Source organism: Amycolatopsis sp. NPDC024027, assembly GCF_040638975.1.
In the GTDB taxonomy this organism is placed as follows: Bacteria; Actinomycetota; Actinomycetes; order Mycobacteriales; family Pseudonocardiaceae; genus Amycolatopsis.
The window spans coordinates 116,319-138,879 of sequence record NZ_JBEZYY010000003.1 but is presented as its reverse complement, the minus strand read 5'-3'; the positions used below and the strand labels follow the sequence as shown (position 1 = coordinate 138,879).

At 69.8% G+C, this 22,561-nt stretch carries 27 protein-coding genes and 1 pseudogene; 8 read left to right on the top strand and 20 right to left on the bottom strand.

Features of this window, described 5'->3' with window-relative positions; genetic code table 11:
* The first annotated feature begins 27 nt into the window (after window positions 1-27).
* Both AB0F52_RS09850 and AB0F52_RS09845 read left to right on the top strand, forming a co-directional pair.
* A complete protein-coding gene (locus AB0F52_RS09850; protein WP_360167097.1) occupies window positions 28-627 on the top strand; it encodes an NAD(P)-binding domain-containing protein in 600 nt (199 codons plus the stop codon).
* A 76-nt stretch (window positions 628-703) separates the two neighbouring features.
* Window positions 704-1,714, top strand: coding sequence for a chlorophyllase (locus AB0F52_RS09845; protein WP_360167094.1), 1,011 nt, complete (start codon window positions 704-706; stop codon window positions 1,712-1,714).
* A 67-nt stretch (window positions 1,715-1,781) separates the two neighbouring features.
* On the opposite strand, the pseudogene AB0F52_RS09840 reads toward AB0F52_RS09845, so the two are convergent.
* A pseudogene (locus AB0F52_RS09840) lies at window positions 1,782-1,986 on the bottom strand (cytochrome P450); the annotation flags it as partial.
* A 265-nt stretch (window positions 1,987-2,251) separates the two neighbouring features.
* Here AB0F52_RS09840 and AB0F52_RS09835 point away from each other — a divergent pair.
* Window positions 2,252-2,857, top strand: coding sequence for a TetR/AcrR family transcriptional regulator (locus AB0F52_RS09835; protein WP_360167091.1), 606 nt, complete (start codon window positions 2,252-2,254; stop codon window positions 2,855-2,857).
* 139 nt (window positions 2,858-2,996) lie between these two features.
* Here the strand turns inward: AB0F52_RS09835 and AB0F52_RS09830 are convergent, their stop codons facing one another.
* The 6 genes from AB0F52_RS09830 to AB0F52_RS09805 form a co-directional block, all read right to left on the bottom strand.
* On the bottom strand, window positions 2,997-3,314 hold the full coding sequence (locus AB0F52_RS09830; RefSeq protein WP_360167088.1) for a transcriptional regulator: 318 nt from the start codon (window positions 3,312-3,314) through the stop codon (window positions 2,997-2,999).
* On the bottom strand, window positions 3,311-3,802 hold the full coding sequence (locus AB0F52_RS09825; protein WP_360167085.1) for a hypothetical protein: 492 nt from the start codon (window positions 3,800-3,802) through the stop codon (window positions 3,311-3,313). The genes AB0F52_RS09830 and AB0F52_RS09825 overlap by 4 nt, the downstream gene beginning before the upstream one ends.
* Window positions 3,803-3,979: 177 nt before the next feature.
* Window positions 3,980-4,882 (bottom strand): alpha/beta hydrolase, encoded by a 903-nt coding sequence (locus AB0F52_RS09820; RefSeq protein ID WP_360167082.1) that lies wholly within the window; start codon window positions 4,880-4,882, stop codon window positions 3,980-3,982.
* A gap of 223 nt (window positions 4,883-5,105) precedes the next feature.
* Entirely contained in the window at window positions 5,106-5,567 is a 462-nt protein-coding gene (locus tag AB0F52_RS09815) for a cupin domain-containing protein (protein ID WP_360167079.1), read from the bottom strand.
* Between the two features lie 184 nt (window positions 5,568-5,751).
* Window positions 5,752-6,132: a DUF1304 domain-containing protein gene (locus tag AB0F52_RS09810; protein ID WP_360167076.1), complete on the bottom strand. Its 381-nt coding sequence runs from the start codon at window positions 6,130-6,132 to the stop codon at window positions 5,752-5,754.
* Window positions 6,129-6,614: an SRPBCC domain-containing protein gene (locus AB0F52_RS09805; RefSeq protein ID WP_360167073.1), complete on the bottom strand. Its 486-nt coding sequence runs from the start codon at window positions 6,612-6,614 to the stop codon at window positions 6,129-6,131. Before AB0F52_RS09805 ends, AB0F52_RS09810 begins: the two co-directional genes overlap by 4 nt.
* A gap of 92 nt (window positions 6,615-6,706) precedes the next feature.
* Between AB0F52_RS09805 and AB0F52_RS09800 the strand changes: the two genes are divergently transcribed.
* Together AB0F52_RS09800 and AB0F52_RS09795 are read left to right on the top strand one after the other, a co-directional pair.
* Window positions 6,707-7,498, top strand: coding sequence for a TetR family transcriptional regulator (locus AB0F52_RS09800; protein ID WP_360167070.1), 792 nt, complete (start codon window positions 6,707-6,709; stop codon window positions 7,496-7,498).
* Between the two features lie 23 nt (window positions 7,499-7,521).
* Window positions 7,522-7,734, top strand: a complete 213-nt coding sequence (locus AB0F52_RS09795; protein ID WP_360168278.1) for an SDR family NAD(P)-dependent oxidoreductase — start codon at window positions 7,522-7,524, stop codon at window positions 7,732-7,734.
* A gap of 556 nt (window positions 7,735-8,290) precedes the next feature.
* Here AB0F52_RS09795 and AB0F52_RS09790 read toward each other — a convergent pair.
* The 11 genes from AB0F52_RS09790 to AB0F52_RS09740 form a co-directional block, all read right to left on the bottom strand.
* Window positions 8,291-9,169, bottom strand: coding sequence for an LLM class flavin-dependent oxidoreductase (locus AB0F52_RS09790; protein ID WP_360167067.1), 879 nt, complete (start codon window positions 9,167-9,169; stop codon window positions 8,291-8,293).
* Entirely contained in the window at window positions 9,166-9,852 is a 687-nt protein-coding gene (locus AB0F52_RS09785; protein ID WP_360167064.1) for a hemerythrin domain-containing protein, read from the bottom strand. The genes AB0F52_RS09790 and AB0F52_RS09785 overlap by 4 nt, the downstream gene beginning before the upstream one ends.
* Window positions 9,853-9,949: 97 nt before the next feature.
* Window positions 9,950-10,846, bottom strand: a complete 897-nt coding sequence (locus tag AB0F52_RS09780) for an AraC family transcriptional regulator (RefSeq protein WP_360167061.1) — start codon at window positions 10,844-10,846, stop codon at window positions 9,950-9,952.
* Between the two features lie 5 nt (window positions 10,847-10,851).
* A complete protein-coding gene (locus tag AB0F52_RS09775; protein WP_360167058.1) occupies window positions 10,852-11,364 on the bottom strand; it encodes a sigma-70 family RNA polymerase sigma factor in 513 nt (170 codons plus the stop codon).
* A 110-nt stretch (window positions 11,365-11,474) separates the two neighbouring features.
* Entirely contained in the window at window positions 11,475-11,930 is a 456-nt protein-coding gene (locus tag AB0F52_RS09770; RefSeq protein WP_360167055.1) for a heme-binding protein, read from the bottom strand.
* A 67-nt stretch (window positions 11,931-11,997) separates the two neighbouring features.
* A complete protein-coding gene (locus AB0F52_RS09765; protein WP_360167052.1) occupies window positions 11,998-12,828 on the bottom strand; it encodes an MBL fold metallo-hydrolase in 831 nt (276 codons plus the stop codon).
* Between the two features lie 105 nt (window positions 12,829-12,933).
* A complete protein-coding gene (locus tag AB0F52_RS09760) occupies window positions 12,934-13,386 on the bottom strand; it encodes a VOC family protein (RefSeq protein WP_360167049.1) in 453 nt (150 codons plus the stop codon).
* A 125-nt stretch (window positions 13,387-13,511) separates the two neighbouring features.
* Window positions 13,512-13,751: a hypothetical protein gene (locus AB0F52_RS09755; protein ID WP_360167046.1), complete on the bottom strand. Its 240-nt coding sequence runs from the start codon at window positions 13,749-13,751 to the stop codon at window positions 13,512-13,514.
* A gap of 58 nt (window positions 13,752-13,809) precedes the next feature.
* Entirely contained in the window at window positions 13,810-14,259 is a 450-nt protein-coding gene (locus AB0F52_RS09750) for a VOC family protein (RefSeq protein ID WP_360167043.1), read from the bottom strand.
* Window positions 14,246-15,007, bottom strand: coding sequence for an SDR family oxidoreductase (locus tag AB0F52_RS09745; RefSeq protein WP_360167040.1), 762 nt, complete (start codon window positions 15,005-15,007; stop codon window positions 14,246-14,248). The genes AB0F52_RS09750 and AB0F52_RS09745 overlap by 14 nt, the downstream gene beginning before the upstream one ends.
* Complete coding sequence (locus tag AB0F52_RS09740; RefSeq protein WP_360167037.1) at window positions 15,004-15,945, bottom strand: SDR family NAD(P)-dependent oxidoreductase; 942 nt, start codon at window positions 15,943-15,945, stop codon at window positions 15,004-15,006. Before AB0F52_RS09740 ends, AB0F52_RS09745 begins: the two co-directional genes overlap by 4 nt.
* A 106-nt stretch (window positions 15,946-16,051) precedes the next feature.
* Between AB0F52_RS09740 and AB0F52_RS09735 the strand changes: the two genes are divergently transcribed.
* Both AB0F52_RS09735 and AB0F52_RS09730 read left to right on the top strand, forming a co-directional pair.
* Window positions 16,052-16,630 (top strand): helix-turn-helix domain-containing protein, encoded by a 579-nt coding sequence (locus AB0F52_RS09735; RefSeq protein ID WP_360167034.1) that lies wholly within the window; start codon window positions 16,052-16,054, stop codon window positions 16,628-16,630.
* Window positions 16,631-17,045: 415 nt separating this feature from the next.
* The gene (locus AB0F52_RS09730; protein WP_360167031.1) at window positions 17,046-19,835 is read left to right on the top strand and encodes a LuxR C-terminal-related transcriptional regulator; all 2,790 of its coding nucleotides are present in this window, start codon (window positions 17,046-17,048) and stop codon (window positions 19,833-19,835) included.
* A 21-nt stretch (window positions 19,836-19,856) separates the two neighbouring features.
* On the opposite strand, the gene AB0F52_RS09725 is transcribed toward AB0F52_RS09730, so the two are convergent.
* A complete protein-coding gene (locus tag AB0F52_RS09725) occupies window positions 19,857-20,909 on the bottom strand; it encodes a hypothetical protein (RefSeq protein ID WP_360167028.1) in 1,053 nt (350 codons plus the stop codon).
* A 236-nt stretch (window positions 20,910-21,145) separates the two neighbouring features.
* On the opposite strand from AB0F52_RS09725, the gene AB0F52_RS09720 reads away from it, so the two are divergent.
* Window positions 21,146-21,352 (top strand): zinc ribbon domain-containing protein, encoded by a 207-nt coding sequence (locus AB0F52_RS09720; protein WP_360167025.1) that lies wholly within the window; start codon window positions 21,146-21,148, stop codon window positions 21,350-21,352.
* Between the two features lie 114 nt (window positions 21,353-21,466).
* Here AB0F52_RS09720 and AB0F52_RS09715 read toward each other — a convergent pair whose 3' ends face one another.
* Window positions 21,467-22,513: a ferritin-like protein gene (locus AB0F52_RS09715; protein ID WP_360167022.1), complete on the bottom strand. Its 1,047-nt coding sequence runs from the start codon at window positions 22,511-22,513 to the stop codon at window positions 21,467-21,469.
* Between the last annotated feature and the right edge of the window lie 48 nt (window positions 22,514-22,561).

Sequence of the window (22,561 nt, the reverse complement as noted above, 5' to 3'; positions counted from 1 at the left end):
TCCCGCACCCCGGAAAGAAAGAAAATCATGAAAATCGCGATCCTCGGCACCGGCAAAGTCGGCTCCGCTCTCGGGTCACGGCTGGCGGCTGCCGGTCACCACGTGACCTACGGGTCGCGCACCCGCGCCGGCGAGCCAGGAATAGCCGGTCAGCGCGAGGCCGTCGCCTCCGCCGACGTGGTCATCACCGCCATTCCCGGCACCGCCGTGCTCGGCACTCTGGAACAGATCGGCGAAGAGGTCCTGGGCGACAAGATCGTGCTCGACCCCTCGGCCGCCTTCACACCGCAGATGACGATGGCCTACCCCGGCGACAGCGTCGCCCGGCAGGTCCAGGCGCGATTCCCGCGAGCACGGGTCGTGAAGGCGCTCAACACCATGAACGTCACCATCATGGTCGACCCGCTCGCCTCGCTACCGCACGCGACTGTCTTCGTCAGTGGCGACGACCGCGCGGCCAAGACCGAGGTCACGGGCCTGCTCAACGATCTTGGCTGGTCCGCCGGCGACATCTTCGACCTGGGCGGCGTCGACACCGCGCTGGCCACCGAGCACGTCGCCCCGCTGTTCTTCGCGACCGTCAGGGTCCTGGGGAGCCCCAAGTTCAACATCTCCCTCTCCCGATGACCGACCCGCAGCCGGCTCAGCGGCTGCGGGAGCCGGGCGAGCGCCTCCGCAACACGCCACATCCAGGAGAACTGCCGTGCACACCCCCTTCACCGAAGCCGCCGGCCTGCCCGTCAACGCCGCCCAGCCGGTCGTCACCTTCAGCCCCGTGACATTGACCGTCCCCGACCGGCCCGCGCCGTTGGAGATCAAGGTCTCCGCACCGGTCAGCGGGGAGGCCCTGCCCGTCATCCTGCTGTCCCACGGCCACGGCGCCTCCAACTTCCTCGCCTCGTTCCACGGGTACGGACCCCTCGCGAACTTCTGGGCTGCGCACGGGTTCGTCGTCCTGCAACCCACCCACCTGGACTTCCCCGGCCTGGGCCTGCGCGACGACGTCACCGCAGGCGGCCCGCTGTTCTGGCGTTCCCGGGTGGAAGACCTGGGCTTCGTCCTCGACCACCTCGACGACATCGAGACGATCGTGCCCGGACTGGCCGGACGGGTGGACCGGACCCGGATCGCGGCGGTGGGCCATTCGCTGGGCGGTCACACCGTCGGCATGCTGTGCGGCATGGCGGTCACCGATCCCCTCGACGGGACCGTCCTCGATTTGCGCGACGACCGTATCGCCGCCGGCGTCATCATGGCCGGCCCCGGCGCCGGCGACGGTCTCGCGAGGACGGCCGCCGAACGGTTCCCCGACCTCACGACCACCAGCTTCACCACGATGACCACCCAGGCCCTCGTCGTCGTCGGCGACGAGGACCACAACCCGATGTTCAGCGACCGGCAGGACTGGCGTGCGGACGCCTACCACCGCAGCCCGGGACGCAACAAGACGCTGCTCACCCTGCCGGGCGCCGGACACATGCTCGGCGGGATCTCCGGGTACGACGCCGGCGAAACCACCGACGAGAACCCCGAACGCGTCGCCGCCGTCCGCGCCCTCGTCTGGGCCTACCTGCGCAGCGCCCTGAACCCCGGCGACCCGGCCTGGACCGAAGCCGCAGCCGCCCTGGCCGCACAGCCCATGCCGGCGGGCCACATCCAGACCAAGGACAACGTCGTCGACGAGCCAAGCGATCAGCTCACCGGCTGTCGCTAGTTCGAGCAGAAAGGTGCGCCTTCGGCCCTCGCAGCCGATGGACGTCCCACGACACAGGAGTTTCCCGTCACCAGGTGACGTGCAGCGACTTCAGCCCGAACACGACGCTGAAGGCGCGGAACTCGGGGAAGCGGTTCAGCAGGGCCGGGAAGGCGACGCGCATTTCCATCCGGGCCAGTGGTGCGCCGAGACAGTGGTGCAGACCATGGCCGAAAGGCGACGTGGCCGGCCGAGCCGCGGGCGATGTCGAGAGTGTCGGGATTGTCGATGAGGGCGCGGTGCGTCGGCCGCGAACAACACCACCGAGCGCAGAGCCGCAGCGAAGTCACCACCGGTAGAAGCGCACCACACCGAGCTTCGTGATTCACGCTCGGCGGATCGTCAACCAGGAGCCGACGACGTGTTCCACCGTCGCCAGGACAACCAGGACAGGACGAGACACGCGACTCGGCCATGCGCGGCGTGGAAACGGACGATATCGTCCGCCTAATCGGGTCAACGACGTCGGCGAAGCACTGAACTGCGATGATCGGAGCCGTGAGCGAGAAAAGAGGCGGACCCGGCAGGCGGCGGGAACTGCGGCGAGACGCGATCGACAACCGCGACCGGGTCCTGACGGCCGCCGCCGCCGCGGTCCGCCGGGAAGGGACCGCGGTCCCGATGGCCACCATCGCGGCGGACGCCGGGGTCGGCGTCGGGACCGTCTACCGCCACTACCCTTCACGCGATGCGCTGCTCGGCGCGCTGACCCACCGGTCCTTCCAGCTCGTGCTGGAGACCGCCCGCCGAGCCGCGGCTCTCGACAAACCGCCGATCGAGAGGATCCGCTTTTTCCTCGAGCAGACCATCGAGCACGGATCGGACCTCGTGCTCCCGATGCACGGCGGCCCCACCACCAGCGACCAGGCCACGGTCGCGCTGCGGAACGAGGCCCACCGGACACTGGACTCGATCCTCGAACGGGGACAGCGCAACGGCACGATCCGGACCGAGGTCACCAGAGCGGACATCGTCACGTTCGGCGCGTTGCTGGCACAAGGCCTCCCCCACGTCCCGGACTGGAAGTCCACCGCTCGCCGTCACGCCGACATCTACCTCGCCGGCCTCCTCAACCGCACCGGCCGGCCAGATCCAGACACCTGAACCGTCGACGGGGTTGGCGTACCGACCGTCGCGGCCGGGGGGCACCGCCGAAGGTTCCGACGTGGTCGGCCCACAAACTATGCACATTTCCCTGAAGGGCCGACAAATCGACATACGCGGTCAGCGGCGCCGGCAACCACTACCCGGACTGCGGACTGCGGCTACGCTCCACGATCATCCGCAGCGCCTCGACGTGCCCGAGGAACCGCTGCCGGCCCTCGCCGGTGGCCTGGACCGAAGTCTTCGGCACCCGCCCGGCGTACGTCCGCCGCTGCTCGACGTAGCCGTCCTTCTTCAGCGTGGCCAGCTGTTTGGACAGCGCGGAATCCGACAAGGACACCGCGTCCCGCAGAAACGCGAAATCGCACCACTGCGCCGCACACAGCACCGACATGATCGCCAGCCGCGTCGGATCCGACAGCAGGCGGTCCAGCCCGGACGGTGGTGGAGCCGTCATGCGCCCTGCCGCCGCTGGGCCACCGCGAGCAGCAGCTGCGACAGGGCGAACAGCCCGGTGAACGCGGCGCCGTAGAGCACCCCGCCGACAGTGTTGGGATACCCGGGCAGGCCGACGGCGTTGGCGAGGTCGTGGGTGACATCGCTGCCGTAGCGGGAGATCAGCCACGCGCCCAGACCCGCGACGAAGGCCACGACGCCGAAGACCCACGGCACGAACGACTGACGGCGCTGCACGCCGCGCACCCTACCCAGTGGCGCGGGCCCGTTGACACGGCTGGTCGCGAACACCACGGCCAGCACCACCACAACCAGAACGGCGACGAGTTTCGAGCCGCTGAGACCGATGAAGTCGTTGAGCGCCATTCCCCCGGCGGCCAGCACGAAGACCGCGACGTAGACCCACCACGGCAGGCGTGCCGCCCGCCGGGTCCGGTCCTGGTGCGCCCGGACCGTGGCCAGGGCTTCTGCTGCTTGCTGCTCGTCCATGACTACCTCCGTCGACTACTTGCCCACCTGGAAAGTACTCACTTCTTTCCGGATAGGCAAGTAGTCGGCGGGGTTGAGGCCGCCGCCGCGGTCCGGAAGGACCGCTCGGCGGCTATGAGCGGATGTGGGACATGGGTGGTACCAGGAGAGGGCTTGCGGCTTGTTCACCAGCTGCGATCAGGAAGCTCGTCCATGGCCGAGGTGCGCGCGCAGGAACTCGCCCGCCGCGGTCAGGGCGGTGTCGCCCGCATCCAGGATGGCGGCGAATCCCTGGAACACGTGCGGAGCGCCGGGAGTGATCTGCAGGTCGACGGCGACATCGGCGACGGCGGCGTTGGCGGCGATGCGCAGGGCGTCGTCGAGCAGGATCTCGTGGGATCCGGCCTGGATCAGCAGCGGCGGCAGCCCGGTCAGATCGGCGAAGACCGGGCTGATCGTCGGCGTCGTCGGATCGTTTGTGCCGATGTACTCGCTTCCGCGGGTCCGCAAGCCCGCGGCGGTAACGGCGACGTCCACGTCGGCCTTGGTCGTGACCGTCGTGCCGCCAAGGGTCAGGTCGGCCCACGGCGAGAAGACCGCCGCCGCCGATGGCAGCGGGATGCCACGCTCTCGCAGGGCCACGAGCGTGGCCAGTACCAACCCGCCCCCGGCGGATTCGCCCACGAGCGCCACCTGCGCGGTATCGACCGTCTCCAGCAATGCCTGGTAGGCCGCGACGGCGTCGTCGAGCGCGGCCGGGTAGGGATGCTCGGGTGCAAGCCGGTAGTCGACGGTGACCGCGCGAGCGCGAGCCCGGCGCGCTACGTCGGAAGCCAGCCCCAGCGACGCCTGCGCCGTCCCCATGGAATAGGCCCCGCCGTGCAGGTAGAGCACCACTCCGCCCCCGCCGGCCCCGTGGATGTCCACGGTGATGACCGGGACGCCCCCGAGCTCGCCGGACGTCGTCGCGACGTCGTCCGGCAGCGGGATCGAGGTGAGCATCTCCACCAACAGCCGCCGTTGTTCATGCAGCTCACCGCCGAGATCGAGGGGTCCATCGCGCAGCATCTCGTCAAGCGTGCGGAGCTGGTCGTCGCTCATGTGTGTCCTTACCGTGGGGTCTTGAACCACACCGACATGGCGCGGCACGTAGGCGCCGCCGCGGAAGACAGAGCGCGGCGACCGACGGGTCAGTTCCCGGAGATGTGGAAGATCACGCGCTGCTCGACGAGGCCGCCGACATCGAGCGAGTCGTGGCGCAGGAGTTCGCCGAGGCTAGACACTCGGGCATGGTGCCCTTCGGGCTGGCGAGGAATGGCGGAGGTCAGCGCGGCGGGCCCAGCACGATGTTGCCGTACTTCTCGGCGATCGCGGGGTCGGGCGTCACCTCGAAGCCGGGCGGGCTGGGGGTGGACTTGTCCCGGCCGGTCTCGCGGAACATGCCCTCGATGCCGGCCGGCGTGTTGATCATCAGCAGGTCGGCCTTCTTCGAGGTGATGCGGTACCCGTGCGGGACTCGCTTGGGCAGGAACACCACACCGCCCTCGGCCAGCTCGTACTCCTGGTCGTCGCACCACACCAGCGCGGTGCCCTTGATCAGCAGGAAGATCTCGTCCTCATGCTGGTGCTGGTGATAGGGCGGAGCCTCGCCCTCGCTGACGTCGAACCGGCCCATCATCAGCTGGCCGTCGGTGGCTGCCGCGTCCAGCAGGATCGCCAGCGTGCCCCCGTTGAGCCAGTCGAGTTGTTGCTGTTGCCCGGGTTGTGCGAGGTAGGCCATACTCATTAACCGGACGATATCGTCCGGCTGATCGGACTGTCAACGCCCCGACGACGGCGTCCGGCAGCGGAAGATGCAGCGCTACGCGAGCGGCTGATCGAGGCTTTCGACCAATGTGGACGGCCAGGCGTTGGCGCCTTTCGACTCGCCGCCTGATCGGAATTCGTCCGCGGTCTCGGTGTTCTCGCCCTCACAGCAGAGTGGCGACAAGGGTTGCCAGGGCCGGCGCGCCCTGCCCGATCAGGCCCTTGATCCGGCTTCGACGGGGATCGAAGACGATCAAGGCCAAGCTCGCCACGAGCATGGACGCACCGCTCGCCAGGACCAGGGCCCGGCCGGCGGCGCCCGCGCCCTCGTGCACCGCGGCCAGACCAGCAAGCATCTGCACAGCCAGAAGCGCGTTGTAGACGCCCTGGTGAAACGCCCACGGGCGGACGACGCCGACGTCCGCCACGCGCACCTCGAACCTGGCATGAACATCGGGGCGACGGAAACGGACGCTTTCCATCGTGAACATCCACAAGTGCACGAGCGCCGCGACGATCGCGAGTGCCTGAGCGGGGAGGTTCACCGGAGTTCCGGGAGCCGCAGCGGCGCGCCCGGCCGCAACGCACCGGTCTCGTCCATCTCGGCCAGCAGGGCGGGCACCCCGACCGTGAGCATCTTGGTCCGGACCGAGCCGAGCAGCTTGGCCATCACGAACCCGCTGATCCCGGTGAACCCGGTGTGGTCGTAGGTGAAGCGAGTCCCCTCGGCTGTCGGCTCCAGGTGATAGCGGATGTAGCTGGGCTTCTCCCCCTCCGAGCCGATCCACGTGTACCGCAGCAACTCCTGCTCGCGGACCTCCAGCACCTCGCAGTCGACGATCCCCCGCCAGCCGGGCACCGGCTTGGCGACGAGCTGGAACCGGTTGCCGACCACGGGCCGGAATCCGACGGCGCGACCGCCCTGGCCGGTCGAGGTCCAGTACGGGATCAGGTCCGGGTCGGTCATCGCCCGCCAGACCTTGACGGGCGAGTGCGGGTAGTCACGAACGATGTGGATCTCGGCCATGGCGGCCTCCTCTGGAAGGGAGCGGTTCGCTGTTCTGCGACTATAAAATTACCGTAGCAGAACTTTTCTTGTCGCCGTAGTAGCCTGGCCGGGTGGCGACAACGAAGACGGGTCAACCGGCCATGGAGGGGTTGCGCGAGCGCAAGAAGCGCGCGATGCGTCAGCAGTTGTCCGACACCGCGGCGCGCATGTTCCTCGAGCGCGGCTTCGACGCTGTCCGGGTGGCCGACGTCGGCGAGGCGTGCGGGGTGTCCGAGAAGACCGTCTTCAACTACTTCCCCAGCAAAGAGGCGCTGCTGCTCGATCGACTGGAACCTATGGCCGACGCGTTGCGCGCCCATTTGTCGAACCCGGCGGAGCCGCCGGTCACCGCGATGCTGTCGGTCCTCGACCAGGAGTTGAACAACCTCGTCGCGGGCCTCTCCGCCGGCGGCGACCAGGCCCACGCGCTGACCCAGTACCGCAAGTTCGGCGACCTGATCCGGAACACCCCGTCGCTGCGTGCGTACCAGAATGACACCGCCGACCGGTTCGTCGACATCGCCGCCGACGTGCTCGCCGACCGGGCCGGGCTGCAGTCGGACGATCCCGAACCCCAGATCACCGCCGTGGCGCTGCTCGGCCTGTGGCGGCTCCAATTCCGCGCCCTACGAGTGCACCTGCGCCCCGGTCACCCGCTACCGGACGCGGTCGCCGCCGTGGCCCAAGAGGTGCGCCGCGCGGCCCGGCTGATCGAAGAAGGACTCACCGCCTTCCCCGTTCCCGCAAAACCCGCCGGTCTCGACGCCGACGACCACCACGCTCATGGCCGTCAGGCTCGGGGGCGTTCAACGTCGTGGTCAACAACGCCGGCTACGGCGACCTCGCCGCCGTCGAAGACGTGACTCTCGACGACTTCCGCGCGTAGATCGACACGAACTTCTACGGTGTCGTCCAGGTTTCCAAGGCTGTGGTTCCGATCCTGCGCGAGCAGGGTGCCGGGCACCTCTTCCAGGTCTCCTCGTTGGGTGGCCGAATCGGCTCCGTCGGACTGGCCGCATACCAGAGCGCCAAGTGGGCCGTCCGCGGCTTCTCCACCGTGGCTGGCCCAAGAGGTCGGCGCCGTTCGGCGTCAAGGTGACGGTCCTCGAGCCGGGCGGGATGCGGACCGACTGGGCCGGTTCGTCGATGACCGTGCCACCGATCAGCGAGCCGTACCGGCAGACCGTCGGCGTGTTCGCCGGCATGCTGCGCAATACCGACCCCGAAACCGCGAAAGCGAACGCGGCCGACCCCGCGCGCGCATCGCGACGATCATCGCCGACCTGGCCGGCCGCGACGACGCGCCCGTGCGCCTCCTGCTCGGTAAAGACGCCGTCCGGTACTGGGACCAGGCCGCCACAGCTCTCGCCGGCTCCGACGCGAAGTGGCGCGGGGTTTCCGAGTCCGCCTGGGATTGACCGGCTTCGCTCCCATCAAAGGTTGTCCCGGTGGTCGCCGACGTTCGCAAGTCCGCTGGCTGTTCGAACGAGCCACCAGCGAGCTCGGCCCGATCGCCATCCTGGTCGACAACGCCGGGAACAGCACCCTCGATCTGGTCGAAGACCTGCCCGAGGCCGACTGCCGCCGAGCCCTGGCCCCCCGCCACCTGGCAGCGAGCAACCGTTCCGGATACTGCGACCTGCGGGTCTATCCAGTCAGGCTTTGGCCACGCGTTCGCGGACCGCGGGTATGACCTCGGCGGCGAACCGGCGGAGGACGTCCGCCGAGTCGGCGCGGTAAAGGAAGAACGTGTCGATCCGGTGGGTCAGCGCCACCTCGGCGAGCTGTTCGGCCCACACCTCGGGTGTCCCCTGCAGGAACCCGGAACCGGCGTCGAACCGGCCCTCGATGTTGTACCCGCGGCGAATGCTCGCCGGTGAACGGCCGGCGGCCAGCGCGGCTTCGTCGATGACCTGGTTGGCGGCCGGCAATGCTTCCGGCGGGAAGAACGGCGAACTCGGGATCCACCCGTCGGCGATCGCCCCGGTCAGACGCAGCATTCGCGGCTGGTAAGCGCCGAACCAGATGCCCATCTCGTGCAGCGGCACCGGGCCGGGCTTGACTCCGCCCAGCTGATAGTGCTTGCCCGCGAACTCGATGTCGGTCGTGGCCGTCCACAGGGCACGGATGACGTGGACGGCTTCTTCGAGCGCCTCGATCGACTGCCCGGCCGTGCGCCGCGGTCCGCCTTCCGCGACGATGTCGTCCCACATCTGCTGAGCGCCGGTGCCGAGACCGAGTTCGAAGCGGCCGCCGCTGAGGATGTCCAGGGTGGCCGCGGTGCGGGCCAGCACGGCGGGCGGGCGCAGCGGGAGGTTGAGCAGGTTCGGCAGCACCGTGATCCGCGTCGTCCGGGCCACGATCGCCGACAGCAGCGCGATGGTGTCCAGCCGCTCCGGCCAGTACGGGTGGTCGGACAGCGTGACGACGTCGTAGCCGAGTTCTTCCATCAGCGCGCCCAGCCCGACTACGTCCTGCGGTCGCTCCGCGGGCGGCTCCAGCAGGGCACCGAACTTCAGCTCGTGCGCGGTCACCGTGCTCCTCCGATGCGCTCGGGCGTGGCGGTGCCGTGCACCCGCTCGGCGTGCGCCGCGAAGGCTTGGGAGGCCAGGTCTCCGATGACCGCGCCGACCTCGGGCGGCATGGACGCGACGATGTCCCGCACCGTGCCGGGGTCGGCCTCGTAGGCCATCAGCCCGAACATCAGCGGCATCTGCTCCGGGGCGACGTCGGCCGCGCCGGCGGCGACCATCTGCCCCCATTCGGCGGCGGTGATGTGCTTCTCGATGAGGGGAAGCGCTTTCTCTTCCTCGACGGAGAGGTGCTCGACGAGCCGCTCGTGCAGCCGGGTCACCGATTCGGCAAGCGCGGCGCCCTGTGCGGGGTCGGCGCTGTCACGCCAGGACGCCAGCTCCGCGCGTACCTCGCCCAGCAGTGCGTCGATGCCCTCGTGCTGTTCCTCCATGACCTGCACGACGGGCTCGGCCTCGGCGCCGGCCCGGTCGAGCAGCCGGTGCCAGAGGTGTTCGTCCTCGCTCGCGTGGTGGTGATGCAGCACGGTGTCCACGAGCCGGACGTGATCGGCGACCACCGCGGCGCGCTGGAGATCTCCGTCGGCGACGCCGCGGATCAGTGCCGGTGCGAGGCCGATCTCCCGGCGGAACATGGTGTGCGCCAGGTACATGTCACGCACATCGGCAAGGGGTTCGTTGCTCATGGGTCGCTTTCCTGAATGGTTCCGTACGAATTCTGTGATTCGAACGCTAACAGGAAAAGCGGCCCATCAGTGGGAACTGTCCAGTATGCGAATTCGGTTATCCGCGAAGCGTACGCAGCGGTTTCTGGCCGTATTTGGCCTCATGCGCGGCGGCGAACCGGCCGAGGTGGGTGAAGCCCCAGCGACGGGCCACGTCGGCGACCGACTCGGCCGACGGGTCGGCGGCACGCAGCTCCTCGTGCGCCCGGCGCAGCCGGACGTCGCGGACGTACTCCATCGGCGACATCCCGAGGTGCTGCTGGAACCCCTTCTGCAGGGTGCGCGGACCGACCCCGCACTGCGTCGCCAGCGAGGTCAGTGTGAGCGGCGCTTGCGGGTCCGATTCGATGACGTCGATGGCAGCGCGCACCGACGCCGGCCGCGCGGCGACGACGGGACCGGCGAGCGCGTCAGCGTGGGAGTGCGACGCCGCCAGGACGAAGCCGTTGAGCATGCTCTCCGCCAGCGGCGCCGCGACCAGCGGCTGGGACAGCAACCCACCCGGGAGCGAAAGCTGCCGGTTCACGGAGAACAGCAGGTCGGCCCAGCTGCGGCCGTAGCCGTCCCGGGTGTTCATGACGGGGTCGAAGGTGACCCGGCTCGAGGTGCGGTCGCCGACCAGGCGGGCCAGTGCGGTCTCCACGGCGGGCAGGTCGATCCGCACGCACAGGGCGCGATAGCCGACCGGCCACCGCCCGGTGAACTCCCCGCCGCCGGGCAGGTACACCGCCGAGGACTGGCGGTTGACGATCATGTCGACGCCGCGGTGCCGGGACTCGAACCGGCCGGTGATCGGCAGGTGGACGTAGAACCCGGTGCCGACGTCGTCGGTCTTGAGCCGCAGCTCCTCGTGGAACGCGACCTCGCCGATGGTGATCGGCCCGAGAGCGGCGTCCCGGTAGGTCGACACCGTCACCTCGTCCTGCGGCACGGTTTCGATCGTGGACGTACTCACGAACATCAGGCGGTGTCTCTGCCCCGGGTCGCCTCGAGCGCCTCCCGCAGTGCCCGGCGGGCGCGGCTGAGCCTGCTCATCACCGTGCCGATCGGCACCTGCAGGATCCGGGCGATCTCCTTGTAGGAATACCCTTCGACGTCGGCCAGCAGAACAACGCTGCGGAACGGAGGCGGCAAGGACACCAGGGCGGCCTTCAGCGCGTCGTCGGGCAACGCGGCAACCACCACGTCGGCCGGATCCTGTCCGATCCCCGAGGCCACGCCGGCCTGACCGGCCTCGAGCCAGGCGTCGTGCGTCTCGAGCCCCAGAACCTCGGGCCGGCGGCGGCGCGAGTGGTAGGCGTTGATGAACGTGTTCGAGAGTATGCGGTTCAGCCAGGCCCTCAGATGATTGCCCTGGAAGCTCTCGCAGTTCTTGTGTGCCTTGAGGTAGGTCTCCTGGACCAGATCTTCGGCATCGGATGGATTGTGCGTCATCCGGTACGCCGCGGAGAAGAGGGCGGGCCGGTAGCCCACTGCCTCCACTGTGTACGCGGACTCGCCCGGTGCCACCGCTGGGTTCGCCACACCCTCACCCCTTTCACTCCTCGCTCACGACAAGCGAGCAGCTGCGTTTATTCCTCAGATCACACGACGGGCGTGGACGGCTCTGGCTCCAGCTCGGCTTCGAGCGCGGCCACGATGGCGCAGGCTTCGTCCACGTCCGAATTGTCGCCGCTGACCCCGATCGCACCCACCACGCCCTGGCCGGGAGTGCGCAGCAGGACTCCGCCCGCCGCCGGGGTCACCCGACCGTCGGAGGCCACCGCCAGCGCGTCGAAGAACGCGGGAAAGCGAGTGGCCGCGTCGGCGATGCCGCGCGAGCTGAAGCCGACGCCCAGCGCCCCCCACGCCTTGCCGATCGCGATCTGGGGACGGGCGATCCCGGCGCCGTCCTGCCGGTGGAGGACGACCTGGTGTCCGCCCGCGTCCAGGACGGCGACGGTGAGCGGAGCGCTGCCACGGCGTTCGCCTTCGGCCAGCACAGTGGCGGCCATCCGCAGCGCGAGGTCGAGAGTGAGCCTGTCGAATACCTTCTTCACCAGAGCTGAAACCGACAGGCCGGTGGCCGTAGCGCGGCGGCCACCGGTCAGGCACGTGCTGTGCCGTTCACGGGGCGACGTGGCCGTAGAGCATCTGGCTCGACCAGTTCACCCAGGCGTCGGGCGTGCGCTCGGGCAGGCTGGCACCGATCGCGGCGACGAAGTCATCGGCCTTCGCGGACGCGTCGTAGGCGGTCCTGGCCGCCTTCAGGTATTCGATGTTCGCGGGCAGCGCTTCGGGACCCACCGGGGCACCGTGCCCGACGATGAGGGTCTTCAGCCCGAACTTGGCGGTGTCGAGGCGGATCTTCTCCAGCACCGCGATCCATCCCTCGAAGTGCGGCTGCACGGTGAACAGGTGATCCCCCGCGCCGCCGACGAGGTCGGAGACCAGTGCGACGCCGTGCTCGGGCAACGTGATCGTCAGCGCGTGTTCGGCCTCCGCGTCGGTGAACTCCTGGAACAGGAAGCGCACTCCGCTGATCACCAGCTCGCCCGGCACGATCACGGCGTCGGGAACCACCACGTGGGCGGCGATCTCGGCGCCGAAGATTCCCCTTCGGACGTCCAGCACCTGCTGCCCGAGCCGGACCAGGTAGTCGCGGACCGAGGGCAGCGCCGCGAGCTGGACACCCGGGAAGCGCTGTGTGAGGTGCTCGAACCCGGAGAAGTGGTCGGGGTGGTTGTGGGTCAGGACGAACCGGTCGATCGGCTTGCCCAGGCCCTCGATCACGTCGCCGACCTCGCGAGCGAACCGCTCGAAGATCTGCCCGTCCACGACGATGAGCCGGTCGGCCAGCTCGAAGATCGTGGAGTTGACGCGGAACCCGTCCTCCGGCGGTGTGTAGATGTGAATCTTCAGATCGGACAAATCCAGTGTTTGCACGGTGCCATTCATGCGTTTTCTCCTGAGACTCTTCAGCGGCAACACGATGCTGCCGATTCGGGGAAATGTCTTCACGCCACCCCGACAGGGAGCGGGGCCGCCGTATTCCCGGCCGGGCTACAGCCGCAGCGGGCGGGTCGCGGCGAGCACCTGATCCACGTCCGACCAGTCGGAGCCGGCGACATCGATGTAGATCTCGATCTCGTTCCCGTCCGGATCGGCGAGGTACAAGCTGTGGGTGACGGTGTGGTCGGCCATGCCCGACACCGCCACACCGGCCCGCTCCAGTTCCTGCCAGGCGGCTACGAGTTCCTCGTCGCTGTCGCCCACCTTCAGCCCGATGTGGTAAAGCCCGGCGCGTGGGCCGTTGCCGGGATGCGGGGCCTGGTCGCCGACCTCGATGAGCAGCAGTTCGTGGTGTGTCCGCCCGGTCGAGAACGCCATCACCTTGCCCCGCATCCGCTCCGGCGTCTCCAGGGCATGGAAGCCGAGCACATCTCGGTAGAAGTGAGCGGAACGCTGAAGGCTCTTGACGAAAAGAACAACATGGCCGAGCTCGTGGACCTGCATCGTTTCCTCCTTGGACGAACGCCAGACAGCCACGAGGTCGCCCTTGTTCCCCGGTAATCGGGGCTACCTCTGTCAGAACCACATGGTGTCCTCCATGATCATCCGTGTCCCTGCTCGTTGGCCATTCAGGCCTTTCCTGAGCGGCGATCCAGTGCGGCGGCACTGTCCGCGAAACGCGCCGAACGGCGTGGCCCACCCGTGCAGGGCAGGTAGCCGCCCCATGCGCCGAGGTCGGCCGCCGCGGCCCGGTAATGGGCTGCCGCCGTGTCGGGGAGCAACTCGAGAGCCGCCTCGCCCCGTTCCGACAGGAAGCCGTCGACGACCACCCGGCCGGCACGGCCGGCGGCCGCGACAATCCGCGCCATGGGTGACTCCCGTTCTCCGGTTGGCCCGGTCGCCACCCAGACAGGAGCGAAGGTGGCCTTATTCCGAGGGGTCCCCACCTGTTGCCAGCGGGCCGACCAGTTCGACGAGGTTGCCCTCCGGGTCTGCGATGTAGGCGAACTGCGCCTCGCCGCGCGAGTCCACGGCCGGCTGGGTGACGAGGCCGGCTCCCGCCGAGACTGCCGCCTGCACGGCATCTGCCAGCAGTTCGACACTGAGTGCGAAGTGGAAGGGGCCGCGCCGTCGCGACGCGGCGATCGGATCGGCGGCGGGCGTCGGCTCGGACCGGTCATTGGCCGTCAGTTCCAGGCGGGCGCCTCGCTGGTTCACGACCGTCGCGAGCCGGATCGGAGCCGGGGCGAAATCCCGCCGTGACACCTCGTCGAATCCCAGGGCCGCATAGAAGGCGACCATGGCTTCGAGATCTCCGACGGAGAGCGCGACATGGTCGATCTTCGCGCTCTCCAGGGGGCGTTCACCGGGCGGCATATCCGCCGTCCACCGGGATGGCCGTGCCGGTGACGAAGCTCGACCGGTCCGAGCAGAGCCAGACCACGGCGTCGGCGATCTCGTCCGGGCGGCCGATCCGCCCGATGGGGTGGGCGGCGATCCGGGCGGCCATGACCTCCGGCGAACGTCCCTCGGCGACCAGGGGCGTGTCGACCAGCCCGGCCGCGATGGCGTTGACCCGGATGCCCTGGGCGCCGTAGTCGAGTGCCGCGGTCTTGGTCAGCCCGACCTGGCCGTGTTTGGCGGCGACGTACCCGGCGAATCCCGGGACGCCGACGATGCCGGCGCCCGAGGCGATGGTGACGATCGAGCCGCGGCCGAAGGCGACCATGTGGCGCAGTTCGTGCTTCATGGACAGGAACGTGCCGCGCAGGTCGACGTCGATCATTCGGTCGAACTGTTGCTGGGAATAGTCCGCCAGAGGCTGCAGGTCGTCCCCGCCGGAGACGCCGGCACTGTTGACGCCGAAGTCGAGCCGGCCGTCCTCGCCCGCGGCCATGGCGACGGCGGCGGCAACCGATGCCTCGTCGGTGACGTCGCACAGGACCGCGGCAGCCGAGCCGCCGACCTCACGTACGAGCGTGACGGTCTCGTCCAGAGTGCGCTGGGTTCGCCCGGCGACCGTGACGAAGCACCCCTGCGCGGCGAGCGCGACGGCGCTGGCCCGGCCGATGCCGGTGCCGCCGCCCGTGATGAAGGCTCGTGTCCCCAGGAGTTCCGGGCTCACTTGCCGACCCCGGTCAGCTTGACCGAGAGGTCCCACAGCCGGCGTGCGTTGGCGGGGTCGAGGGCGTAATCCGCGACGCCCCGGCGGACTCCGGGCGTGAACGGCTCAGCCTGCCGGCAGTCCTCGAAGTAGGTGCCGGTGACGCCCTTGACGAGCGGGGACGCGGCGAGCAGCACCGAGGTCGCGGCCCCCTGGGCGATGTTCTTCTCCGACACGCCGGTCTTGCCCGAGGGATCGAAGGTCGGCGGCGGGGCGTCGACGTGGCGGCCCAGGTTGGTCTCCCAGATCCGGCCGGGGTTGAGCGCGTTCACCGTGATGCCGTCGCCGGCCCACCGCTTGGCCGCTTCGACCGCGAAAAGGATGTTGGCCGTCTTGGACTGCGCGTAGGCGAGCCATGGGTCGTAGGGCTCTTTCGTGAAATCGAGGTCGTCGAAGCGGACGGGACCGTTGACGTGCCCGACGGAGCTCAGCACCACGACACGGGCGTCTCCGGCGGCCTTGAGCGCGTCGTGCAGGCCCACGGTGAGCGCGAAGTGTCCGAGGTGATTCGTGGCGAACTGGAGCTCGCGGCCCTCGGGCGTGCGCTGCTCGGGACTCGCCATGACGCCGGCGTTGTCGACGAGGATGTGCAGCGGAGCGGTCCAGTTCTCGACGAACCCGGCGACCGACGAGAGGTCGGCGAGGTCCAGCCGGGCCGCGTGGACGCCCGGGCTGCCGGTCGTCGCGCTGATCTCCTGCACGGCCCGCGTGGCCGCGTCGAGGTCGCGTGCCGCGATGGTGACGTCCGCCCCGGCCGACGCCAGCGCTCGCGCCGTCTCGCGGCCCAGGCCGCCGGCTCCGCCGGTGACGATCGCACGACGTCCGGTGAGGTCGACGCCCGCGATCACCTCATCGGCCGTCGACTGCGCGCCGAACGGCGTGGTGATGCGTTCTGTCATTGTCTTGTCCTTCTCTCGGAAGTCTTCATCTAGGATGTAAGTGGAGCCGCATCCGCTTACCTCCGAGCATAAGCGGATGCGCATCCACTTGCAAGGAGGAGGACCCATGTCACGCTCGCTTCGCGCCGACGCCCAGGCCAACTACAACCGCCTCCTGGAGGTTGCCGCGCAGGTGTTCGCACGCGAAGGCGCCGACACCTCGATGAAGGCGATCGCCGCCGAGGCGGGAGTCGGTATAGCCACGCTCTACCGCCGGTTCCCCACCCGCGAGGACCTGATCGAGGCCACCTACCGGAGCAGGACCGATCTCCTGTGCGACTCCGCATCGAAGCTTCTCGGCGACCTCGCGCCGGTCGATGCCCTGCGCACCTGGATGGAGCGGTTCGTCGACTACATGCTCACCAAACAGGGCATGGCCGACGCACTGCCGGCGATCCTGGCGACCCGCGACGGGCTTCGCTTGCACAGCCGGGAAGCGCTCACGGGCGCCGTCACCGGACTACTCGCCGCCGGCACCTCCTCAGGAGACTTCCGCGCAGACGTCTCGCCGTCCGACGTGCTGATGGCGCTCGGCGGCATCACCCTCATCAGCGGACACGAGCACCAGCGCGAACTGGCCACCCGGTTGATCAGCCTGCTGCTGGACGGGCTGGTGGCTCACGCCGGTGCCGCGCCGCCGGACTAGCCGCCGATCCGGGAGCGAACCCACCGGCGGCGAGCTCCCTCGGCGCCGTGGTTCCGGGCAGGGTCAGCCGACCGGCGCCGTGCGGTCGCACCGATACAGGTGAGCCGGGTTGAGCGGGATCGGCGGCGCTTTGGCTGCGACCCGCCTGGTCGATGACCAGGTCGGTCGGCAGGTCGCGCAGCCGGTCGAGGTTGGCGAAGATGCCGTCGGGAGCCAGGTGGATCTGAACGTGCCAGCCCAACGGGGCGATCCGCGCGGCCAGCGGCGTGATCAGCTGTGCCGGTTCAGGCTCGCCGTTGGACTTCGCATCCCGCTACGTCGTTCGTGTGATGCCGGTATCCCGGAACGCCGCCGGCGTACCTGTGTTCTCGGTGCGGGGAACGCCAGCGCTGTGGGGGCGGCTGTGGAGGGTGCGGTGCTGGAGCGCGACGTCGAAATCGGGGTCCTGGACTCGTCGTTGCGGGCTCTGGTGGCCGGCCGCAGTGGGGTTGTCGCCGTGGAGGCGGCCGCCGGGCTCGGCAAGACGTCGTTGCTTCGGCACCTGCGGGACGCAGCGCGGGCGGCGGGCTGCGTTGTGCTGTCCGCACGGGGCGCCGAGCTGGAGCGGGATTTCACCTTCGGTGCCGTCCGGCAACTGTTCGGACCGGTGGTGGCCGCGGCCGGCGACACGGAGCTGTTCACCGGCGCGGCCGAGCCGGCCGCGCGCCTCTTCACCCCGTCCCTCGACACGGCTGACGCACCCCACTCGCTGTACCCGCTCCTGAGCGGGTTGCACTGGCTGCTGGTCAACATCACCGCGTCCGCACCCGCTGTCGTCCTCGTCGACGACGCCCAGTGGCTGGACCTGCCGTCGTCCCGGTTCCTCGGGTTCCTGACGCGGCGTTTGGACAGCGTCGCGGTCCTGGTCGTCATCGCGCGCCGGACCGGCGAAGGGGAGCCCGGTCCGGTCGACGACGTTCTGGCCGCCGGCGACGTGCGCGTGCTGGAACCGAAGGGCCTCAGTGAGGCCGCCGTCGGTCAGCTGGCCCGGCAGGCGCTCGGCCGGGACGTGGCGGTCGAGCTGCGGGCCGCGTGCCACGCCATCACCACCGGCAACCCGTTGCTGGTGCGCGAGTTACTGCGGTTCCTGGGTTCCAGCGACCTTCGGCCGGACGCGACGGCGGCGGCCTCCGTCACAGCCGCCGGTCCCGACGCGTTGCGCCGGCACTTGGTCGCGCGCCTGCGCCGTCAGCCCGCGGAGGTGCGGGCGGTGGTGTCCGCGGTGGCCGTGCTCGGTGACGGCACGGACCTGCAGTGGGTGGCCAGGCAGGCCGGCCTGCCGGTGCCCACGACGGCCGCGGCGGCCGAACGCCTGGTCGGCCACGGCATCTTCGAGCACGACAACCCGCCTGCCTTCGTCCACGCCGTCGTCCGGGACGTGATGCTGTCGCAGCTGCCGCTCGTCGAACGCAGCGCACAGCACGAGCGGGCGGCCGCGGTCCTGGCGGAGGCCGGTCGCCCGGCCGAACACATCGCCTCGCACCTGCTGAAAACCATCCCCGACAGCGACCCGGCCCGGGTGACCGCCCTCGTGGCGGCGGCGAACGAAGCCAAAGCACAGGGCTCGCCGGACAACGCGGCCGTCTACCTGCGACGGGCCCTGCGCGAACCCCCGCCGCCGGAGCTGCGGTCGGAGGTGAACCGGCTGCTGGGCAACTGCGAGGTCCACCGGCTGGCTCCCGCCGAAGCCGAGGAGCACCTGCGGACGGCGTTATCCCTGGCGGACACCCCTGGCCAGCGGGTGATGTGCGCCTACAGCCTGGCTCGGCTGCGCAACGCGTGCGGGGCGACGGACGAAGCGATCGAGCTACTGGCCATGGCCGTCGGTGACCTGCCACCCGGGGTGCCTGCCGAGGTGGGCGCGGAACTGGAAGCCGAGCTGGTCGGCGTGGCCCGGGCCGACATCGGGTCGCGATCCCGGATGCTCGAGCACCTCGCGTCGTTCCGCCGCCGGCCGGGGCGGTCGCCCGCCGTCGAGAAAGCCCACCTGTCACTGGAATCGATCCTGGCCGGCCCGCCTGCGGCCGAAGCACCCGCGCTGGCCCGGCAGGCACTCGCCGGTGGCCGCCTCAGCCCGGACCGGACCGCGATCTGGGCGGCGGTGCAGACCCTCGTCGTCGCCGACCTGCTCGACGAGGCCGAACGGCACCTCGACCGGGCTCTCGGCACCGCGCTCCGGCGCGGCCTGTTGTTCCCGCTCGCCCTCACCCGCGGCTTCCTCGCCCGCGTCGCGTTCCTGCGCGGTGACCTCGGGCCGGCCGCCGACCACGTGGCCAGGGGAAGCGCGGGCCTGCGGTCACCCAACTTCGCGGCACCGGTGCTCGACGCGGTCAACACGCACCTGCTGATCGAGGCGGGCCGGCCGGACGACGCCGACCGGGTGATCCGGGAGAGCGTGCTCCCGGACGGGGCCGAGCCGCGCACGGTCCTGGACCTGTGGCTGCTGGACGCCCGCGCCCGGCTGCGAGCCGAGCAGGACAACCCGCGGGCGATGCTGGCCGACGCCCTGACCTGTGCGCGGTGCTACCGGCAATGGGGCGCACCGGAGCTGCTGGACGTGCCGTGGCGGCTGCGCGCGGGCGAGGCGTACCGCCGGCTCGGCGACCACGAACGGGCCGGGGCGCTGGTCGCCGAGCAGCTGCGCATCGCCCGGTCGTTCGGCGTCGCCCGGCACGTCGGCACCGCCCTGCGCGGAGCCGCCTCCCTTGCCACGGACCTCGCCGACGCCCGCCGGCTGCTGGCCGAGTCGGTCGAACTGCTGGAGCAGAGCCAGGCCCGGCTGGAACTGGCGAAGGCCCTGGCCCAGCTGGGCACCGTGCTGGTCCACGGCCCTGACCAGCCCGGCGGGCGGACCATGCTGGCCCGGGCCGCCGAGCTGGCCTCGGCGTGCCACGCGGCAGCTCTGTCTGACCGGATCGGCCGGGTCGCGGGCGGCCGGGGCACCCCGCGCCGGGGTGGTGACCACGGGTTCACCCCGGCGGAAGGGGAAGTCGCCGACCTCGCCACGAGCGGCCTGACCAACCGGCAGATCGCCGATCGGCTGCACCTCAGCGCGAAGACCGTCGAGGCGCACCTCAGCCGCGCATACCGCAAGGCGGGCGTGCACTCCCGGACCCAGCTCGCGGCGCGCCTGGCCGGCGCGGGACGCCCGTCCGGTTCCGGGTGAACGTCCGCGCACCAGGGGCCGTCACGGGGCGAAGGACGACTGCTGTCCGGTCTGCGTGCACTTCACCGTGTACTTGAACGGCAGCGTCGTGTCGTCGTAGGTGCCGGTCACGACGTAGGAGTTGCCCACGACCGGCCGCGGCTTGGTGAAGACACCGCACCGCAGTCCCTTGAGGGTGGGGCCGTCGAGGGTGACGTCCCCGATGCCGTTGCCGCCGAGCATCGAGTCCCCGTGGGGGTCCACGACGTTGACGCCGTGGGCGGTCCGGGTGACGGCCAGCGTCCCGTCCAGTACCGGGTGGGGCGCGCTCAGGATGTGCGAGCCCCGTGAACCACCGAGGAAGGTGGCTTTCGGCACCGGCGCGTGGTGGATCTTGTTCGCGATGTCGAGGCCCAGGTAGTCCTGGACCGCGGGCCGGGCGTACTTGACGTAGTTGTCGTAGTCCATCGTGAGCGTGAGGCCGCCGGCGCTGACGTCGAACTCCTCGTACGTGGACGAAACGAACAGGCTCCGCCAGTCGTCGATGACGTGCGTCATCGAGTAGAAGCAGACCGCGAACTGGATCTGGTTGTCCTCGGTCCGCACGTTCGGGCCGATGCTCATGCCGGTGTCCGTGGTGCTCTTGGCGACGTGACTCCACCAGAAGTTCATGAAGTCGGAGACCTTCGGATCCGAGGCGTTGCCGAGCAGGTCGTTCAGCGTCGACCATTCCGCGGCGGCGGTGGGGCCCAGGTAGAAGCTCATGATCGAGCCCATGATGGCCGAGATGTTGATCGAGCCGCTGTGCGTCGAGTTGTTGACCTGGACGTCCTTGGCCCCGACGATCTCCACGAAGTCGGCGTACTTCGCGATCGCCGAAACCAGCGCGTCGAACCAGCCCTGGGATTTGTAGAGCGCCGGGTCGCCGATGTTCAGGCCGTTCTGCTGCGCGAGCCCCTTGGCGGCCGTCTGCACGAACAGGTGGGCCTCACTCGCCGCGCTCACCCAGTCTTCGGGCAGGTCCGAGGAGTCGAACGTCAGGCTGTCGTCGACCGAGGTCAACGTCGCCGGAGTCGCACTCTGCAATGTGAACAATTGATTTCCCTTCGGAATTTATTGCCTTGCCGACATGCACAACGTTATGACTGTGAACATCCGAGATACATCAGGGAAATCCCTGCGGGGACAATCGGAGGGAAACCCCTGCAATGGTGCGATTCGGGAAATATCGGAACAGTCCAGCTGTGCCCGGCGGGCGGCACCGGCCAAGCGTGAACCCGGGGCGCGGCCAGGCGACCTGCTGACCGCCGGTTACTGGGCCGACGTGGTCGGTGAAGCCGAGACCGCCAAGCGGGCTGATCCACTGCGGTGTCTGCGACCGGCGGCTGGACTCGCACTGGAACCACGGACGACCCACCTACCGCTGCCGTCACGGCTACACCAGCACCCAGTGCGCGGGCACGCCACGGCCGAAGACGCTCTACATCCGAGAGGACCATCTCGTCGACGAGATCAGCATCCGACTCGGACCGAGTTAATCCATAACCCCACCTGAAGTTCGCCGCCGACCTGCAGTTGCCGTGACCGTCGGTCAAGTGAACCGGCCGACGGGATCCTCGGAGCGGCCCGCGCCACGGTCGGCGGCCCGTGCTTCAGTTCCGCTGCTCCGGTGGCACGTACTCGAACGTCGGGCCCGCGGTCGTCTTCCCGTCGCCGGTGGGCATCTTCATCAGCGCCAGCGCCTGCTTGCGCAGCGCGAACATCGTGCCGACCGCGTCCATCATCCCGCCCGGGCTGCCGTTGAACGCCTCCTCCAGCTGGAAGAGCAGCAGACAGTAAGTCTGGTTGAACTCCTCCTGCGCGACGCGGATCGGGCTGCCTTCCGGGTAGTCGGCGGTCCGCGGGTCGGGCCGCATCGGCAGCACACCGTCGAAGTCGACCGCGATCTCCTCGCCGGTCGGGCCGGACTGCGGGGTGTCGCCGGTCCGGTAGCGGCGGCCCACCTTCAGCTCCTGGAACCGGAAGTAGTGCGCGACCTCCTCCCGGTCGGGGTGGAAGACGTCACGGTCGCCGTCCCACACGTCGGTGCGTGCGGCCCCTTCGCCCTGCTCGACGATTTCCGCCAGCGCGGCCGACGCGGACTTCAGGTCGTGGACCGGGAGCACCTCGCCACCGCCGCCGCGCAGGTGGAACTCGCCGATCTGGCGGGCCGGGTCGCCGGTGAACACCTGCTCGTCGCCCAGCTTGTCGCACAGCGTGCGCAGCCCCTGCTCGATCGCCGCGTAGAACTGCCCGATCGTGCGGTACTCGTCGGCCTGCGGCGGCGCGTCCGCCGACTCCGGCTGCTCGATGCGCAGGAACAGCTCCAGCGCCTCGGGGCCGAACGGGGCCAGGTGGACGTGCACGGACCGGTCGCCGTGGGGCAGCGGGTGCGGGTACGGCGGCAGCAGCTCCGGCGTGTCGAGTTTCGGCGCGCCGCCCACGGCGTTGAGCAGGTTCGCGGCCAGTGCCAGGTGGATCATCTCCTCGGCGAGGACCGTGCCCACGACCTGGGTGGCTTCGGGGTTGCGCGCCGCGTCCAATGAGTACAGCGCGCACAGGTACGGGGGAATCGTCGCGTGCTCGAGTTCGATCGCCCACTGCAGGTGGCGGCGGAGATCGTCGATCGTGTCGATGGCGTGGGCGCCACGGGTGTCCATGCGGTGCTCCGGTTCGTCAGGTGGGTGTCGCCAGCCAAGACCGGACGC

Excerpts from the sequence above, each read along its gene's own strand:
- AB0F52_RS09850 (WP_360167097.1), top strand. The coding sequence starts at position 28 with ATGAAAATCGCGATCCTCGGCACCGGCAAAGTCGGCTCCGCTCTCGGG.
- AB0F52_RS09830 (WP_360167088.1), bottom strand. The coding sequence starts at position 3,314 with ATGACGGCTCCACCACCGTCCGGGCTGGACCGCCTGCTGTCGGATCCG.
- AB0F52_RS09825 (WP_360167085.1), bottom strand. The coding sequence starts at position 3,802 with ATGGACGAGCAGCAAGCAGCAGAAGCCCTGGCCACGGTCCGGGCGCAC.
- AB0F52_RS09820 (WP_360167082.1), bottom strand. The coding sequence starts at position 4,882 with ATGAGCGACGACCAGCTCCGCACGCTTGACGAGATGCTGCGCGATGGA.
- AB0F52_RS09815 (WP_360167079.1), bottom strand. The coding sequence starts at position 5,567 with ATGAGTATGGCCTACCTCGCACAACCCGGGCAACAGCAACAACTCGAC.
- AB0F52_RS09805 (WP_360167073.1), bottom strand. The coding sequence starts at position 6,614 with ATGGCCGAGATCCACATCGTTCGTGACTACCCGCACTCGCCCGTCAAG.
- AB0F52_RS09785 (WP_360167064.1), bottom strand. The coding sequence starts at position 9,852 with ATGAGCAACGAACCCCTTGCCGATGTGCGTGACATGTACCTGGCGCAC.
- AB0F52_RS09765 (WP_360167052.1), bottom strand. The coding sequence starts at position 12,828 with ATGAATGGCACCGTGCAAACACTGGATTTGTCCGATCTGAAGATTCAC.
- AB0F52_RS09760 (WP_360167049.1), bottom strand. The coding sequence starts at position 13,386 with ATGCAGGTCCACGAGCTCGGCCATGTTGTTCTTTTCGTCAAGAGCCTT.
- AB0F52_RS09755 (WP_360167046.1), bottom strand. The coding sequence starts at position 13,751 with ATGGCGCGGATTGTCGCGGCCGCCGGCCGTGCCGGCCGGGTGGTCGTC.
- AB0F52_RS09750 (WP_360167043.1), bottom strand. The coding sequence starts at position 14,259 with ATGCCGCCCGGTGAACGCCCCCTGGAGAGCGCGAAGATCGACCATGTC.
- AB0F52_RS09740 (WP_360167037.1), bottom strand. The coding sequence starts at position 15,945 with ATGACAGAACGCATCACCACGCCGTTCGGCGCGCAGTCGACGGCCGAT.
- AB0F52_RS09735 (WP_360167034.1), top strand. The coding sequence starts at position 16,052 with ATGTCACGCTCGCTTCGCGCCGACGCCCAGGCCAACTACAACCGCCTC.
- AB0F52_RS09715 (WP_360167022.1), bottom strand. The coding sequence starts at position 22,513 with ATGGACACCCGTGGCGCCCACGCCATCGACACGATCGACGATCTCCGC.